The sequence below is a fragment of the Winogradskyella wichelsiae genome (genome assembly GCF_013403925.1).
GTDB classification, from domain to species: Bacteria; Bacteroidota; Bacteroidia; order Flavobacteriales; family Flavobacteriaceae; genus Winogradskyella; species Winogradskyella wichelsiae.
Genome location: NZ_JABFDJ010000010.1, coordinates 56,529 through 71,425 on the forward strand (window position 1 = coordinate 56,529; position 14,897 = coordinate 71,425).

The 14,897-nt window shown below is 31.3% G+C and carries 12 protein-coding genes; 3 read left to right on the forward strand and 9 right to left on the reverse strand.

The window, feature by feature from the left end:
• Positions 1 to 4 precede the first annotated feature (4 nt).
• The gene (locus HM985_RS16415) at positions 5 to 2,473 is read right to left on the reverse strand and encodes a DUF5686 and carboxypeptidase regulatory-like domain-containing protein (RefSeq protein WP_179377300.1); all 2,469 of its coding nucleotides are present in this window, start codon (positions 2,471 to 2,473) and stop codon (positions 5 to 7) included.
• 215 nt (positions 2,474 to 2,688) lie between these two features.
• Positions 2,689 to 3,144: an SsrA-binding protein SmpB gene (gene smpB / locus HM985_RS16420; protein ID WP_179377301.1), complete on the reverse strand. Its 456-nt coding sequence runs from the start codon at positions 3,142 to 3,144 to the stop codon at positions 2,689 to 2,691.
• A gap of 175 nt (positions 3,145 to 3,319) precedes the next feature.
• On the opposite strand from smpB, the gene HM985_RS16425 reads away from it, so the two are divergent.
• Positions 3,320 to 4,111: a DUF6503 family protein gene (locus HM985_RS16425; RefSeq protein ID WP_179377302.1), complete on the forward strand. Its 792-nt coding sequence runs from the start codon at positions 3,320 to 3,322 to the stop codon at positions 4,109 to 4,111.
• Here HM985_RS16425 and HM985_RS16430 read toward each other — a convergent pair.
• The 5 genes from HM985_RS16430 to clpB form a co-directional block, all read right to left on the reverse strand.
• Positions 4,097 to 4,603 (reverse strand): SixA phosphatase family protein, encoded by a 507-nt coding sequence (locus tag HM985_RS16430; RefSeq protein ID WP_179377303.1) that lies wholly within the window; start codon positions 4,601 to 4,603, stop codon positions 4,097 to 4,099. The genes HM985_RS16425 and HM985_RS16430 overlap by 15 nt on opposite strands.
• 23 nt (positions 4,604 to 4,626) lie before the next feature.
• On the reverse strand, positions 4,627 to 5,325 hold the full coding sequence (gene deoD, locus HM985_RS16435) for a purine-nucleoside phosphorylase (RefSeq protein ID WP_179377304.1): 699 nt from the start codon (positions 5,323 to 5,325) through the stop codon (positions 4,627 to 4,629).
• 28 nt (positions 5,326 to 5,353) lie between these two features.
• The gene (gene deoC, locus HM985_RS16440; protein ID WP_179377305.1) at positions 5,354 to 6,016 is read right to left on the reverse strand and encodes a deoxyribose-phosphate aldolase; all 663 of its coding nucleotides are present in this window, start codon (positions 6,014 to 6,016) and stop codon (positions 5,354 to 5,356) included.
• 421 nt (positions 6,017 to 6,437) lie between these two features.
• Entirely contained in the window at positions 6,438 to 6,833 is a 396-nt protein-coding gene (locus tag HM985_RS16445) for a hypothetical protein (protein WP_179377306.1), read from the reverse strand.
• 110 nt (positions 6,834 to 6,943) lie between these two features.
• On the reverse strand, positions 6,944 to 9,550 hold the full coding sequence (clpB, locus tag HM985_RS16450; RefSeq protein ID WP_179377307.1) for an ATP-dependent chaperone ClpB: 2,607 nt from the start codon (positions 9,548 to 9,550) through the stop codon (positions 6,944 to 6,946).
• A gap of 238 nt (positions 9,551 to 9,788) precedes the next feature.
• Between clpB and ytxJ the strand changes: the two genes are divergently transcribed.
• Complete coding sequence (ytxJ, locus tag HM985_RS16455; RefSeq protein WP_179377308.1) at positions 9,789 to 10,166, forward strand: bacillithiol system redox-active protein YtxJ; 378 nt, start codon at positions 9,789 to 9,791, stop codon at positions 10,164 to 10,166.
• An 80-nt stretch (positions 10,167 to 10,246) separates the two neighbouring features.
• Here the strand turns inward: ytxJ and HM985_RS16460 are convergent, their stop codons facing one another.
• The gene (locus HM985_RS16460; RefSeq protein ID WP_218843434.1) at positions 10,247 to 11,422 is read right to left on the reverse strand and encodes a hypothetical protein; all 1,176 of its coding nucleotides are present in this window, start codon (positions 11,420 to 11,422) and stop codon (positions 10,247 to 10,249) included.
• 180 nt (positions 11,423 to 11,602) lie between these two features.
• Here HM985_RS16460 and HM985_RS16465 point away from each other — a divergent pair, with 180 nt between their 5' ends.
• Positions 11,603 to 13,288, forward strand: a complete 1,686-nt coding sequence (locus HM985_RS16465) for an RluA family pseudouridine synthase (RefSeq protein ID WP_179377309.1) — start codon at positions 11,603 to 11,605, stop codon at positions 13,286 to 13,288.
• 257 nt (positions 13,289 to 13,545) lie between these two features.
• Here HM985_RS16465 and fahA read toward each other — a convergent pair whose 3' ends face one another.
• Complete coding sequence (gene fahA / locus HM985_RS16470) at positions 13,546 to 14,838, reverse strand: fumarylacetoacetase (RefSeq protein ID WP_179377310.1); 1,293 nt, start codon at positions 14,836 to 14,838, stop codon at positions 13,546 to 13,548.
• Positions 14,839 to 14,897 lie beyond the last annotated feature (59 nt).

Sequence of the window (14,897 nt, forward strand, 5' to 3'; positions counted from 1 at the left end):
AAAATTAAAAGAATTTTAAACCAAATACAACGGCATCGCTTTGAAATCCGTTTTGATAAGAACGAAGATAATCAACTCTTAAGAATTTCCATTTGCCCCAACCAATATTATCTAAACCAATAGAATATTCTTGATAAGGTTTAAAATCTGGTTTTGCCAAAACGTGAGCACCTAGAACTAAATTAAAATTCAACTTGTTAAGTAATGGTAATTTGCCAAGTAAAAAGCCATTAAAATCATGTTCTATATGTCCTTCAAAATAAGTGTCGTTTGTACTTGCAGAATAATAATCTAAATTATTAAAAACATTGGTGTAGTTACCTTCTGTACTAACATGAGTAAGGTTACCGTTAAAGTGCTGATAATCCATAAATGCAATATTTTCCGCATTATAAAATGTTCCTCCTTTTAAATTATAAACCAAACGGCCTTTGTCTTTTATATTGAAAGATTGCGTAACACTAGCTTTGATTTGACCAAAATTATAATCGTTATTGGTAGCACCAAAACCTGTTTCGTAGCCTAAATAGAGCGTTGGGTAATCATCATTACTTACGTTATATTTTGCATCAGGATAACTTAAATACTCTTGTCCAAAATTAATGCGGGCATCAATATTTGCTTTAATAATATTATGGGTTTGAAATGGTGCAATACCGAAAGCAGTTTCATTTAGTGGGTTATTACTTGTGTAAGCATCATTTTCTTCATTAAAAAAGGTTTGATCTGTAGTGTTAAAGAGTGCTTTTCGTCTTTCGTAGCTCATACCGGCATACAATCTAAATCCATTAAAAAGCTCTTCAGAATAATTAAGTGCAACAAAACTTTTATCGTATAATTTTATGTAATTGTCCTCAAAAAATAACGTGCTAACTGAGTTAATGATCGGTTTAATTGGTTTAAAAGGGCTAAATTGTTCTGCCGAAATACCACCAGATAGCATTAAAAATGAATTGCTAATACTATTAAATTTATAGGTCAATGAACCTTGTGCACGTATGCGATCTTCGGAAAATCCATATTGAATGTCTCCATTAACTCTAAAATAACGATTATAATCATCGTAATTTTTTGAATAGAATACATTGGCATTTACGGTATAACCTTGAACCGTATTAAATTGAACAGCACTAAGAATAGGGATGTTGAATCCTAGACGATAATCTTTATGAGAATTTTGATAAGTGTAACCGAATACGTTTCCTATTTTAAATTTATTTCTTACTGCATCTATAGAATCTAAGTATGGTTTAGACTCACGCAAAGTCTGTATACTGTCTTTTTTTATATAATCTGTACGTTCTTCAGAAGTAAGAGGAACAGGTCTTATAGCATTCCAAAATAAAGAATCTTTTTTATTGGCTTCTTTTTCATAAGAAACGATTTCTCTGGTAAAATCTTTTCTGGTAAGTCCTGCGTTAAATTCATAATTACTATAAACAGCAGTAAAGCGGCCTTCTCCTTCAATACCAAAAAGGGCATACTTAAGATCCATACTTTGTGATATTACAGCCCAAATATCATTAGTTTCAGAATAAGAAAAACTCTGCTGTAAAGAAATAATATCTACCATTGGGATTTTAGCTTGAGGGCCTGATATGTCTAACTCAACAGCATAAATATCCCACTGATCTTCTATAATATAAATAAAACCAGAAAAAACAGGATCGTTTTTACGTTTTGGAATCACTTTTATTTTATTAATAAGATTTCCTCTGTCGTCATAAAACATACCTTCAAGCTTATATTTATAATAACCAAACGCGTTATTTGCAATAGGTGAAATAATTTCATTACCCAAACTAATTGTGTTTTTGTAGAAATTATAATCAACATCTAAAGCGCTATTAAAACTAAAACCATTGCTATCTCCACTAACTTTTGAAGCCGTAATTTTTTCTTTTAATTTATCAGGATTCAAAAACTGAATTTTAGAGATTGTTTCTGATAAATAAATAATCCCACTACGCGTAGAATCTAATGCACCACCTAAATCACCAACGTCTTGCCCCATTATTTTTTCGGGTGCATCAACAATTTTAAGCAATCCTCTTGAGTAGAAATCAGCTCTAAACGATTCTATTTTTGCCAAATTAGCTTCTCTATTTGCAATAGCTTGACGCATAATGTCGTTTGCAGGATCGTTTTCAGAATCAACAACAACTTCATTTAACGAAACAGATTCTTCAACTAAAGACATATCTAATTGATAAGGGAACTTGGTAATGTTTACTTCCTGTTTTACCGTTTTATAACCTAAATAGCTAAAAACAATGGTGTATGCTTTTGGTGTCGAAATATTTAACTCATAATAACCATCGTCATTACTTGTAGTGCCTTTATAGGTGTTTTCAATTAAAATATTTACAAACGGAAGTGGCTCATTGTTTTGATCTGTAATATTTCCTTTTATTTGAGCGGAAACAAGTGTGGTAAAAACAAGAAAAAGAATACTTAGTAGTTGTTTTTGCATAGTGTTGTGTTGATTGATGAATTTGATAGAGACGTTAAGGCACGAATCATTTTGATGAGAGCATCAAAAGTTATGCCTTAAAAATATCTAATTTAAACTAATCCTTAATATTATAAATAAGGACGTTATAAATATAGACGAAAGTTTAAAGCAAATGGTTGCCTGAGTTAAATAAAACTTAGGTTAATATAAAATTGTAGGAGAATTGTAAATTCTTAGAAATTTTTCTTAATGCGGTCTAAATCTCTTTTGTTATCACGATCTTTAATCGTTTCGCGTTTATCGTAGAGTTTCTTACCTTTTCCTAGTGCAATAACGAGTTTAGCTAAACCTCTATCGTTAATAAATAAACGCATTGGTACAATAGCGTTTCCTTTAATATTAACTTCTTTTTCGAGCTTTTTTAATTCTTTTTTATTCAATAATAATTTACGCTCAGCTTTTGCTTTATGATTGTAATAACTACCAAATTTGTACTCTTCAACCGTCATATTAATAACAAAGAGTTCACCTCGCTCATTAAACTCGCAAAAACCTTCAGCAATGGAAGCCTGACCAGATCTAATAGATTTGATCTCTGTGCCAGAGAGTACAATACCTGCTGTGTATTTGTCCAAAATTTCATATTGAAACTTGGCTTTTCTATTGAGTATGTTAATGTTTTTTTGCATGGAGGACAAAGATAAGAAAGTATGATTAAATTTTGAAGCTAGAAGTAAACAAAAGTTTAAGACACAATTTTTCTTTGATAATCACAAATTAGAGCGCTTTAAGTCGATTTTGTGATATTTCTGTAATCTAATCTTTAGTTTTGCGACATTACTATTCATAAAAAGAATATTTAAGATGAAGAATTACCTTTTACTTATCAGTTTTGTAACCATTTTTGCTTGTAATAATGAAAATTCAAAAACAGAAAACACTGAAGTTATTGAAACAACTAAAAAGACCTTAACGGCTAACGATATCGTTGATGAATCTATTGCTGTTTCTGGTGGTGAGCGTTTTACAAGTTCTAGTCTTAAGTTTGAATTTAGAGATGTTTATTACCAAGCATTGCGTAAAAATCACGAATACCTGCTTGTTAGGTTAACAGTAAAAAAGAACGATTCTATATTCGATATGTTGAGTAATGTGGGGTATGAGCGTTATAATAACTCAGAATTTGTACAGCTTGAAGACTCTATAGCACAAACATATGAAGCTTCAGTTAATTCTGTACATTATTTTTCCGTCTTACCTTATGGTTTAAATGATAAAGCTGTAAATAAATCTTTATTAGGAAGCGAAAAAATTAAGGATAAGGATTATTATAAAATAAAAGTAACCTTTGATCAAGACGGTGGAGGAGAAGATTTTGATGATCTATATATATACTGGATAAATAAAGAAACATTTAAGCTAGAGTATTTAGCGTATTCTTACGCTGAAGAAAAGGGTATAGGAATGCGTTTTAGAGAAGCTTACAATGAACGTTACCGTGGTGGATTAAGGTTTGTAGATTACAATAATTTTAAACCTAAAGATTCCGAATCTATTGCATTAGAAAATTTGGGCAAAGCTTTTGAAGCCGATAACCTAGAATTACTTTCTAAAATTGAACTTAAAAATGTAAAAGTAGAATTAGTTAACAATTGATACTTTAGATCTTTTGGTCTCTTTTGTTAATGTAACTAGGTATAAGTTCGCATTATTATCGTCAGCAATGTCATCATATTTTTCTTCACCTAATAATTCATTTACAAACTTAGGCGTTGTATTGCTATGACCAACAATAAGAACTGTTTTACCTTTTGTTTTTTCTATAAATGTTTCAATATTTAAATCAGATGGATCATAAATTTGAAGTTCTATATTATTAGATTCTGCAGTTGGCATTACAGTCTGTTTGGTTCTATTATAATCTGTAGAATAGACAGCATCAAAACCAATACCTTTAAAATGCTTGGCCCAATTATCAGCACGTTTTAAACCTTCACTTGTTAAATAAGGATTTCTAACGGTGCTGTCTGAACGGTCTTTCTCAGCATGTCTAATTAAGTAGTATGTAGATATTTCATCGCTTTGTTTTTCTTTGCATGCTGTAAATATGAATAAAGAGAAAAAGGCAATTAGAATGAGATGTTTCATGTTGAAATTTTAAGTGATGTGTATTAAGCTAATTCTAAAGCGACTTCAATCATGCCTTTAAAAGTGGTTTCTCGCTCTTTACTTGTAGTCGTTTCGTTTGAAACTAAAGAATCAGAAATCGTTAATATTGCTAATGCATTTACTTTATGTTTAGCAGCAACAGTATATAAACCTGCAGCTTCCATCTCTACACACAACACACCAAATTTAGACCATTTTTTAAAGGATTCTTTATCGTCTTCGTAAAATTCATCTGATGATAAAACATTACCAGCTTTAATAGATATGTTTTTAGCTTTAGCAGCGTCAATTGCTTTCATAAATAAACCAAAATCAGCAGTAGGAGCGTAGCCTGCACCGCCAAAACGTAATTCATTTATACCAGAAGTAGAAGAGGCAGACATTGCTAAAACAACATCTCTAATTTTTATATCTTTTTGATAAGAACCAGCACTACCAACTCTAATAAGGTTTTTTACACCATATTCTGTAATAAGTTCGTTGGCATAAATAGATATGCTAGGTACTCCCATACCAGTTCCCATTGTAGAAATACGTTTTCCTTTATAGGTCCCTGTGTAACCATACATGCCTCTAATTTCATTGAAGCAAACTGGGTTTTCAAAAAAAGTTTCAGCAATCCATTTAGCTCTTAAAGGATCTCCTGGTAATAAAATTGTTTCTGCGATATCGCCTTTTTTGGCTCCTATGTGTACACTCATGCAACAAAGTTAAGCAAAGTGTCTTAATTTAAGATGCTGCCTTTGCTGTAATCTCATTCATCATTGCAACACCTGCAGAAGTACCAATTCTATCAACTCCAATATCAATATATTTTTGCGCTGTAGCTGCATCTCTAATTCCGCCAGAAGCCTTAATTTTAAGCTGATCTCTTACGGTTTTACGCATAATTTTAACAGCTGTTAAAGTAGCTCCGCTTTTAGAGAAACCAGTTGAGGTCTTTATAAAATCTGCTTTTGCATCTATACAGATCTCACAAGCTTTTACGATTTCATTTTTAGAGAGTTCACTAATTTCAAAAATTACTTTCAGAGTTGTAATTCCAATAGCTCTTTTTACTTTACTTATATCCTTAAGTACAGCTAGATGATTCTTACTCTTAAGTCGCCCGATATTTAATACCATATCGATTTCTGTAGCACCTTGATCTATAGCGTGTTTGGCTTCAAATATTTTTGCTTCTGTAGACATTGCTCCGAGTGGAAAACCAATAACAGAACAGATTTTTACATCAGATTTACCCAAAGCTTGTTTAGCAAGTAAAACATTACTGCTGTTTACACATACAGAATAAAAATTGTATTTTAAAGCTTCATCACAAAGTTGTAAAATTTCTGCTTCAGTAGCAGAGGCACTTAATAAAGTGTGGTCTATGTATCTATTTAAATTCATTGATCAAATAAGTAGGGTTATTATATAAATTTTTTAATGCAATTTTATCTACAGGTAGATGGGGAATTGCAAAATAGTTATAAAACGTTTGAGGGGTTTGGGTTAAATAGCTCGACAAAGTTAAATGTTTTACCGATAAAAAGCGTATTTTTTTTAGTTTTTAACATCAATTTATTCAGTAAAGTTGTTAATAAAAATATAACCTGTTTATTTTAAGTAGAATAAATTGCTGTTTTCTTAAGAAATATTTCTTAATACAATAATATTAGAAATGTTATTTTTATTACCGATAATAATGATTTACCTTACTAAGTATTTCACGTTTATTTGAGTAACGTTTTAAAATTGAATTAAGTATTTATCATAGTCGAAATTTCAATATGCACTTTTTGATATATAATTTATCTAAAACAAATCAATGTTAACATCTGTTTATTTCAGCTTGCTTAATTAAAAATATATCATCTGACCAGATCATAGCTTCATCAATTGTATTAAAAATCTTATAAGCTTTATTAAAAAAATGTTTTTCTTTAGTATTCTTGTTTATAATTTTGTCGGTAGTAACAACAGCAAAAGCGATAAGGTTATTTATTCCTTTAATTTCAGTATAATCTGAGGGATTTATTAAGTCCGAAAAAACTCTATTTGTGATATAAACAAACGGTTTATTGTAATAATACTTATGAATTATATATTGCATTAAATCGTTAAAATAAGGTTCTACATGGACACCTTCTTTAATTTGGTCGATAATATAATTATCAAATAAAAAAATCTCTGAAATGTCTAAATTATAATATCTAACTTCTTTCATAACTCATTGTTTTTGAAACGTTTAATTTAGTAAAAATAATTAATAAAAAAAGCAATAGATTCAAATATTTTTGAATCTATTGCTTTTAACTATCATATAACCTTAGTTTATTAGATCTCTTCAGCAACTAAATTACCTTGATTTCTAAAGACTAATTGGCCATCAAATGCATCTAGTAATATAATACTGTCAGTGGTGACTTTACCTGATAATATTTCTTTACTCAACTCATTTAAAACGTCTTTTTGTATCACGCGTTTTACAGGTCTTGCTCCATATTCTGGGTTATAACCTTTATCGGCTAAATAACTTACAGCTTCTGGTGTTGCATCAAACGTAATACCTTGTTTAGCGATCATTTTAGTGATCCCTTTTAATTGTAGACCTACAATGTTTATAATATTATCTTTAGACAAAGGAGTAAACATTATAGTGTCATCTATACGATTTAAAAACTCTGGTCTTACGGTTTGTTTTAACAAGGCTAAAACGTCCACTTTGGCAGCTTCAATGGCTGAAGGAATATCTTTAGTCGCTTCAAAACGCTCTTGTATAATCTGACTTCCCATGTTTGAAGTCATAATAATTATAGTGTTTTTAAAATCCGCTACACGACCTTTATTGTCTGTTAAACGTCCTTCATCTAATACTTGTAATAGGATATTAAATGTATCTGGATGTGCTTTTTCAATTTCATCTAACAATACTACGGAGTAAGGTTTTCTACGCACGGCTTCTGTTAGTTGTCCACCTTCGTCATAACCAACGTATCCCGGAGGCGCTCCTACCAATCTACTTACGGCATGTCGTTCTTGATATTCGCTCATATCAATACGCGTCATAGCATTTTCGTCATTAAATAGATATTCTGCCAAAGCTTTAGCTAACTCTGTTTTACCAACACCTGTGGTTCCTAAAAACAAGAAGGTTCCTACGGGTTTATTTGGGTTTTGAAGTCCTGCTCTAGAACGACGTACAGCATCACTAACAGCTTCAATAGCTTCTTCTTGTCCTACTACACGTTTGTGCAATTCATCTTCTAATTTTAGTAATTTTTCACGATCACTTTGAAGCATTTTTGTTACTGGTATTCCGGTCCATTTAGCAATGACATCAGCAATATCTTCATAAGTCACTTCTTCTTTAATTAATGAAGTACCTTGTTGTGCGTCTAATTCTTTTTGGAATTTTTCCAATTGCTCAGTGGCATCTTTTATTTTTCCATAGCGTATTTCTGCAACTTTCCCATAATCTCCATCACGTTCTGCGCGTTCTGCTTCTGCTTTAAAGTTTTCAATTTCTTGCTTTGTATTCTGAACGTTTTCTACAACTTCTTTCTCGGATTTCCATTTTGCACTAAGTTCATTACGTTCTTCTTTAAGATTTGCTAAATCAGCTTTTAAACTTTTTAATTTAGTTTCATCTTTTTCACGTTTAATAGCTTCGTGTTCAATTTCTAACTGCATTATTTTACGATCTAAAACATCTAACTCTTCGGGTTTAGAATTAATTTCCATTCGTAATTTAGCAGCAGCTTCATCCATTAAATCAATAGCTTTATCCGGAAGAAAACGATTGGTAATGTAACGTTCCGATAATTCTACAGCTCCTATAATAGCTTCATCTTTGATTCTAACTTTATGGTGTGCTTCGTACTTTTCTTTAATTCCTCTAAGAATAGAGATTGCACTTTCTGTATCAGGCTCGTTAACAATTACTTTCTGAAAACGTCGCTCTAAAGCTTTGTCTTGCTCAAAATATTTTTGATATTCATCTAAAGTGGTTGCTCCAATGGCTCTTAATTCACCACGCGCTAAAGCGGGTTTTAATATGTTTGCTGCATCCATAGCTCCTTGGCCACCACCAGCACCAACAAGTGTATGAATCTCATCGATAAACAATACAATGTCTCCATTACTTTCTGTAACTTCTTTGATTACAGATTTTAATCGTTCTTCAAATTCACCTTTGTATTTAGCACCAGCAATTAACGATCCCATATCTAAGGCAAAAATTTGTTTGTCTTTTAGATTTTCAGGAATATCACCATCTATAATTCTATGTGCTAAACCTTCTGCAATTGCTGTTTTACCTGTTCCTGGTTCTCCAACTAAAATCGGATTGTTTTTTGTTCTACGCGATAAAATTTGAAGGATTCTTCTAATTTCTTCATCACGACCAATAACCGGATCTAATTTGCCATCTCTAGCTAACTGGTTTAAGTTTTTTGCATACTTATTTAAAGAGTTATAAGTTTCTTCTTGACTTTGAGAAGTCACTCTATCTCCTTTTCTTAATTCGTCAATAGAAGCTTGCAAGCCTTTTTCAGTTACACCTTGATCTTTTAATATTTGAGCAATTTTACTTTTAGATTTAAAAATAGCTAATATTAAATGTTCAATAGATACAAAGTCATCATTCATCTTTTTAGCGATAACAGATGCTTCGTTTAAAGTTTTACTTGCTTCACGAGAAAGCATAATATCTCCGCCTGAAACTTTAGGAAAACTTTCGAGTTCTTTGTCCAATACTTGTTCTAGCATGGATACATTAACATTCAACTTTTTTAAGAGGAATGGTAATACGTTTTCATCAACATTAAAAAGCGCTTTAAAAATATGCTCGTTTTCTATTTGCTGATGACCAAAACCTTGAGCTAGCTGCTGCGCTTGCTGTATGGCTTCTTGCGATTTAATAGTGTAATTATTAAAATTCATCTTTTATTGTTTTATATGTTAGCCTAAACATGTTTTAAGTACATAGGCAAACATTGTTTTATAGTTATGTTTGGTTATCTTTAGACAAATATCTTACCAATACGTATTTGTAAGAAATAAGAGACAAAATGTCTGTTTTTAATGTTTTTAAAATGACTTTTTGACACTGTAAGATTAATACTTTATTCCGACCTATGTAATGATGTAGATCAGTTTAGAGGATAAATAAAGATAAATTATGTTTAAGAAATTATTCGGTTCATCAGAACCAAAAGAAGAAAAAATATTGCCTTGGCAAGCATTAACAGATAGTTCTCAGTTAGAAACAATTGTAGAAAAGTCTAAAACTAAAACTCAAGTTGTTTTTAAGCATTCTACGCGTTGTGGTATTAGTAGTATGGTGATGAAGCAATTTGTCTCTGCTTACGATTTAGATTTAAATGTTGATTTGTATTATTTAGATTTATTGAGTTATCGCAGTGTTTCTGATGAGGTTGGTTATAAATTTCAGGTCATGCATCAGTCTCCTCAACTTTTAGTAATAAAAAATGGGATTGTAGTAACACACGCGTCTCATGGAGCTATAAATGATGTCGATTTAGGGAGTTATGCTTAATTATATTAAGCAAAAAATAAAACCCTCAAGAATAATTTATTCTTGAGGGTTTTGTGTTTTACTGAGAAGATCTTTTTTACTCAAATAGAGTAGGACCCAATTATAGATTTTAATTTCAGCTTTAAATCTTCTCCTGTATCATAAACCATATCTTCATCAGAAGGAAATGGCACCTGTCTTTGATTTAAAATAGTTCTATCATCTGCATTTAATGCGCGTCTATCACCTTGGTATCTTCCAAAGACATTTTCAAATACAAATCCGCTATCGATAGAGAATGTATCAATAATTTTATTTTGCTTTAAATCGGTGTAAACGACATCAGCTAATACTTGAGTAGATTTTGTTTGTAACACTTCTGTAAAGCGTGCTTTTATATTTATAATTTTATCAATTTTAATATCATTTCCCAGACTGTCTTTTTTTACATTTCCCGAACGATCTAATTGGTATTCCCAACCATCAACAATTTCTCTTTGTCTTAATATTTGTCGCTCACTTATACGTTCTGGTGAAACATTGATTTGCTTTAACTGTAACTGCATACCATAATCGTAATCTAGATTTTTATTTAATGAAGCATGATAAGTGGTCCAAAATTGATCTAAACCATAAGTGTTAAAATCTAATAATTCAGCTTCTAAGCGCTGTGGAATTATTTGCTGTGTTTGGTTCTGAATAGAAACATAAATAAAGTCCATTCCTTTTTGATGTGCTTCTGTCATTAAGCTACGGTTCTCTTCAAAATTTGGGTTTATAGTTTCTATGTAGCTAAAAATCTTATGTGCTTCTCTAGCGTTATATTTGTCATTAGAATCTAAAAGAGCTATACCTTGATCTATTAAATAATCTGAAGTTTTATAACGATATTCAACAAGTAATGAGCTATAGTCATTAAACTTAAAATCTATTGTTTTACCATCAATTTGTAAGGGCATGACCCGCTTTATAGCGGTTTGCCTTGCTTCTAAATCTACATAAGTATTATAAATGGTTTTATATTGCTCAGGATTACCATCTCTTTTAAGAGACTTTATGGCACGTAGATCTTCATCTAAGACCTTATAATAAGCCTCTTCAAGTAAGGCAATGTATTCTTGCTTTCTCTTTTTATCCTTGTTGTTTTCTAATTTTTCGAGTGCATCATTTATAGCTGCGTCATAATTACCAGTGCTAATAGCACTTTGAATTTGTTTTTTTGCACTACAAGATCCGAGTGCTAAAAAAAGTACTGATAAGAGTAAAAATTGTTTCATAATCTCGAGTTTTAAAAGGTTGCTATTTTAGCAAATCCAATTATAATGCCAAAGTAAATAAAATATATGAGTTCGATTGATTTTGAATGACGAAGAAATTATATTAAAAGGTATTCAATACAAACAGACGATTACCGGACATTATATTTTCGTTTCTTTGCAAGTCAATAAAAGTAAGATATGTTTAAAACGGAAAATAGATATTTTCATCCATTAGAACTAAGTGATTCGGTTAAGCTACCAGAACAGTTTACGTTTCCGTTTTTATATGTACCACATTCAATTTGTATTGCTGCTGCAAATGAAGTTAAAGCTTATTTAAATACTCAAAAAGATTTTGAACATAACTTTGGTTTAGATACCACAAAAAAGGGTTTAGAAATAGGTAAAATGTTTGGTGTTATGATTGTTGAAAGCGTTGAAGGACAAATTGGTTACATCGCTTCTTTTTCAGGTAAATTAGCTGAAAGCAATCATTTAAAAGGATTTGTACCGCCAATATTTGATACTTTAAATCAACAGGGGTTTTATAAGGAAGGTGAAGCTTATTTGAATAAATTGACAACTGAAATTGAAATATTAGAAGAAAATCCAAAATTAGAGCTAACCAAATTAAAGCTAGAACATAAGAAGCTTGGTAATGGTCAGAAACTTGAAGATTTTAAGAAGAATGCTAAAGTTGAAAAAAAGCAAAGACAACAAAAAAGGGCAGAGGCAGAACAGCAATTAACGGATGCTGAAAAACTTTTGTTTTTTGAAGACTTAAAACAACAAAGTATACAAAGTAATATTGATCTTAAATATTTAAAGTTGAAATGTCAAGCTGAGCTAGAATTGGCAGAACGTAAATTATCTAAATTAGTAGAACCGATTGAAACTTTAAAGTTAGAGCGTAAAACTTTATCAGCAAAACTGCAAAAACAAATTCATGAGCAGTATCAATTCTTGAATGCAAATAATGAGACTAGAGATTTAATTTCAATTTTTAATAGTACAGATTTAGGACATCCTCCAGTTGCAGCAGGAGAATGTGCAGCACCAAAATTATTTCAATTTGCATTTCAAAATAATTTAAAACCATTAGCAATGGCCGAATTTTGGTGGGGAACTTCTCCAAACATGGAAGTGCGTCGTCATGAGCAGTTTTATCCATCTTGCCGCAGTAGGTGCGAACCTATTTTGGGGCATATGATGCAAGGTTTAGATGTTGAGCCTAATCCTATTGAAACGGCAGGTGTATTTAATGGTGAATTAGAAATCATTTACGAAGATGATTTTCTACTCGTTCTTAATAAACCACATGAGTTTTTGTCCGTGCCAGGAAAAACAATAATAGATTCTGTTTTAACACGAATGAAAACATATTTACCAAATGCCACAGGACCTTTATTATTACATCGTTTAGATATGTCAACATCAGGGTTATTATTAGTCGCTAAAAATGAAAGGACACATAAAAATCTTCAAAAGCAATTTATAAACCGCACCATTAAAAAACGATATGTTGCTTTATTAGATGGTGTTATTGAATCTAAAACAGGTATTATTGATTTGCCCCTTAGAGTAGATTTAAATAACCGACCAAGACAATTAGTTTGCTACGAACATGGTAAAAAAGCAATGACTAAATATGAAGTTATAGAGGTTAAAAACAATAAAACGAGAATCCATTTTTACCCCATATCAGGTAGAACTCATCAACTCCGTGTACACGCAGCACATTATAAAGGCTTAAATACACCAATTATTGGTGATGATTTATATGGAATGCCTTCAGGTAGATTACATCTTCATGCAGAAACCTTAAGCTTTGAGCATCCGATAAAGAAGGCGTGGGTAAGTTTTAATTGTAAAGCGCCTTTTTAGTTTTTTGTTTTAAGGACCAAAGTTTCTTAGTTGCATAGCAAGAAACCAAATAATAGTCATAACTAAGTATTCAAAATCTAATTTTATAAAAAATCTCTCTGTGTATCTCCGTGCCAACTCTAATAAACTCCGTGAAATAATTTAGAGTCAAAGTTGAGTAGCTTAATTTAAAATTAAAGAAAAAAAAGACTAAAGTAATTAAACTTCAGTCTTCTTTATATATTTAAAATTTAAAGCTTAGCGCTTTAAGCTTTGTATTATTTCTTTTTCTTCGGATTAAAAATTGGTAACAACTGTGTTTTTACCATTCCAAAACCAATACGAGTACCATCATTTTCGCAATGACCTCTCATAATTACAGTATCGTAATCATTTATAAATTTACGCTCCGTACCATCTTTCATTGTAACAGGTTTAGTTCCTTTCCAGCTGATTTCTAACATAGATCCGTAAGAATCTGGTGTTGGTCCAGAAATTGTACCACTTCCCATCATATCTCCAGAATTAATTGGGCAACCATTAATAGTGTGATGTGCTAATTGCTGAGCCATATTCCAGTACATATGTTTAAAATTAGAGTTACTTACAACAGTTTCTTTAGCACCTTTTGGCTGAATAGCAACTTCTAAATTAATATCAAAACTCTTTTTTCCTTTTGTTCTTAAGTAATCTAAAGGTTTAGGATCTTGCTTTGGGCTTTCAGTTCTAAAAGGCTCTAAAGCATCTAATGTAACAATCCATGGTGACATTGAAGACGCAAAACTTTTTCCTAAAAAGGGTCCTAATGGTACATATTCCCATTTCTGAATATCTCTAGCAGACCAGTCATTAAATAAAACTAATCCAAAGATATATTCTTCTGTTTCTTCAATAGGAATCGGTTCTCCTAAATCATTAGCATCAGTAGTAATAAAAGCCATTTCTAATTCAAAATCGACTAGTTTTGAAGGTCCAAAAACAGGTTTATCAGCTCCTTCTGGTAAAGTTTGACCTTGAGGTCTATTTATAGGAATTCCTGAAGGAATAATAGAAGAACTACGACCATGATAACCAACAGGCATATGAACCCAGTTTGGCATCAATGCATTTTCAGGATCTCTAAACATAGTACCAACGTTGGTAGCATGCTCTTTACTAGCGTAAAAATCTGTATAATCACCAACTTGTATTGGTAATTGCATTTCTATTTCATCTAAACGAAACAAAATAGTTTCTTTCTGTGGAATATTATTTTTTAGGGTATCATTTTCAGCATCAAAAATCTCAGCGATTCTATTTCTAACCAATCTCCATGTTTTTCTACCATCAGCTATAAAATCATTAAGCGTATCTTGAAGAAAAATATCATCAGTTAATGGTATGCCTTCAAAATAACCTAATTGGTGTAAAGCACCTAGATCTATGGCAGTATCACCAATTCTTGTTCCTATAGTAATAATGTCATCTCTTGTTAAGAAGACACCAAAAGGAATGTTCTGAATTGGGAAATCTGAGTCTTTACCGACATGTAGCCATGAGGTACGATCTGGATTGTTAGCGGATAACGGCATATATTATTGTTGATTAATTGTTCATTAAATTCATTCAAACCTACATAATTTTTGATATT

What these genes read in the sequence shown, in the direction of transcription:
- HM985_RS16445 (WP_179377306.1), bottom strand. Translation starts at nt 6,833, where the DNA reads ATGAAAGAAGTTAGATATTATAATTTAGACATTTCAGAGATTTTTTTA.
- fahA (WP_179377310.1), bottom strand. Translation starts at nt 14,838, where the DNA reads ATGCCGTTATCCGCTAACAATCCAGATCGTACCTCATGGCTACATGTC.
- HM985_RS16415 (WP_179377300.1), bottom strand. Translation starts at nt 2,473, where the DNA reads ATGCAAAAACAACTACTAAGTATTCTTTTTCTTGTTTTTACCACACTT.
- HM985_RS16465 (WP_179377309.1), top strand. Translation starts at nt 11,603, where the DNA reads ATGTTTAAAACGGAAAATAGATATTTTCATCCATTAGAACTAAGTGAT.
- ytxJ (WP_179377308.1), top strand. Translation starts at nt 9,789, where the DNA reads ATGTTTAAGAAATTATTCGGTTCATCAGAACCAAAAGAAGAAAAAATA.
- deoD (WP_179377304.1), bottom strand. Translation starts at nt 5,325, where the DNA reads ATGAGTGTACACATAGGAGCCAAAAAAGGCGATATCGCAGAAACAATT.
- HM985_RS16430 (WP_179377303.1), bottom strand. Translation starts at nt 4,603, where the DNA reads ATGAAACATCTCATTCTAATTGCCTTTTTCTCTTTATTCATATTTACA.
- deoC (WP_179377305.1), bottom strand. Translation starts at nt 6,016, where the DNA reads ATGAATTTAAATAGATACATAGACCACACTTTATTAAGTGCCTCTGCT.
- smpB (WP_179377301.1), bottom strand. Translation starts at nt 3,144, where the DNA reads ATGCAAAAAAACATTAACATACTCAATAGAAAAGCCAAGTTTCAATAT.
- HM985_RS16460 (WP_218843434.1), bottom strand. Translation starts at nt 11,422, where the DNA reads ATGAAACAATTTTTACTCTTATCAGTACTTTTTTTAGCACTCGGATCT.
- clpB (WP_179377307.1), bottom strand. Translation starts at nt 9,550, where the DNA reads ATGAATTTTAATAATTACACTATTAAATCGCAAGAAGCCATACAGCAA.
- HM985_RS16425 (WP_179377302.1), top strand. Translation starts at nt 3,320, where the DNA reads ATGAAGAATTACCTTTTACTTATCAGTTTTGTAACCATTTTTGCTTGT.